The sequence below is a fragment of the Mycobacterium sp. genome (genome assembly GCF_040398885.1).
GTDB lineage: Bacteria > Actinomycetota > Actinomycetes > Mycobacteriales > Mycobacteriaceae > Mycobacterium.
This window is the reverse complement of sequence record NZ_JBBATF010000299.1, coordinates 1-1,569: the sequence shown is the minus strand read 5'-3', so window position 1 is coordinate 1,569 and position 1,569 is coordinate 1. Positions and strand designations below refer to the sequence as shown.

Below are 1,569 nucleotides of genomic sequence, written 5' to 3'. Positions count from 1 at the left end.
CACGCCGGGCAACATGCCGCCGCGGCCGCCCGGCGCGCGTCCCGGCGCCCCCGGGCGTCCCGGTGGCCCACGTCCAGGTGGCGGTGCCCGGCCCGGTCCCGGTCAAGGCGCCCGTCCCGGTGGTGGCGGCGGCGGTAACTACCGCCCCGGCGGCGGCACCGGTGGCGCTCCTGCCGGCGGCGCTGCTGCCGGAGGTTTCCGAGGTCGTCCCGGTGGCGGTGGCGGTGGCGGCGGTGGCCGTCCTGGCCAGCGCGGTGGTGCCGCCGGTGCCTTCGGCCGTCCCGGCGGAGCGCCCCGGCGTGGCCGCAAGTCAAAGCGGGCTAAACGCGCCGAGTACGAGAACATGCAGGCCCCGGTCGTCGGTGGCGTGCGCCTTCCGCACGGCAACGGCGAGACCATCCGGCTGGCGCGCGGCGCGTCGCTGAGCGACTTCGCCGAGAAGATCGACGCCAACCCGGCGGCGCTGGTGCAGGCGCTGTTCAACCTCGGCGAGATGGTCACCGCCACCCAGTCGGTGGGCGACGACACCCTCGAACTGCTGGGCAGCGAGATGAACTACGTCGTGCAGGTGGTGTCTCCCGAGGACGAGGACCGCGAACTGCTGGAGTCCTTCGACCTCACCTACGGCGAGGACGAGGGCGGCGAGGAGGACCTCGAACAGCGTCCCCCGGTGGTCACCGTCATGGGTCACGTCGACCACGGCAAGACCCGACTGCTCGACACCATCCGGCAGGCATCCGTGCGCGAGGGCGAGGCCGGCGGCATCACCCAGCACATCGGCGCCTACCAGGTGGGCGTCGACCACGACGGCGTCGAGCGTCTCATCACCTTCATCGACACCCCCGGCCACGAGGCGTTCACCGCCATGCGCGCCCGCGGCGCGAAGGCCACCGACATCGCCATCCTGGTGGTGGCCGCCGACGACGGCGTGATGCCCCAGACGGTCGAGGCCATCAATCACGCGCAGGCCGCCGACGTCCCGATCGTCGTGGCCGTCAACAAGATCGACAAGGAGGGCGCGGATCCGCAGAGGATCCGTTCGCAGCTCACCGAGTACGGGCTGGTGGCCGAGGACTTCGGCGGCGAGACCATGTTCGTCGACATCTCGGCCAAGAACGGCACCAACATCAAGGCGTTGGAGGAGGCCGTTCTGCTCACCGCCGACGCGTCACTGGACCTGCGGGCCAACCCCGACATGGAGGCTCAGGGCGTGGCGATCGAGGCGCACCTGGACCGCGGCCGCGGTCCGGTGGCCACCGTGCTCATCCAGCGCGGAACGTTGCGGGTCGGCGACTCGGTGGTGGCCGGCGACGCCTACGGCCGGGTGCGCCGGATGGTCGACGAACACGGCGAGGACGTCACCGAGGCGTACCCGTCGCGTCCGGTCCAGGTCATCGGCTTCACGTCGGTGCCCGGCGCCGGCGACAACTTCCTGGTCGTCGACGAGGACCGCATCGCCCGCCAGATCGCCGACCGGCGCAGCGCGCGCAAGCGCAACGCCATGGCGGCCCGGGCCCGCAAGCGGATCAGCCTGGAGGACCTGGAGTCGGCGCTGAAGGAGACCAGCCA

General features: G+C 72.2%; 1 protein-coding gene. It reads left to right on the top strand.

Features of this window, described 5'->3' with window-relative positions; translation table 11 throughout:
• The coding region (infB, locus tag ADBZ5U_RS16255; RefSeq protein WP_526811925.1) for a translation initiation factor IF-2 at positions 1 to 1,569 on the top strand (1,569 nt) is incomplete at both ends.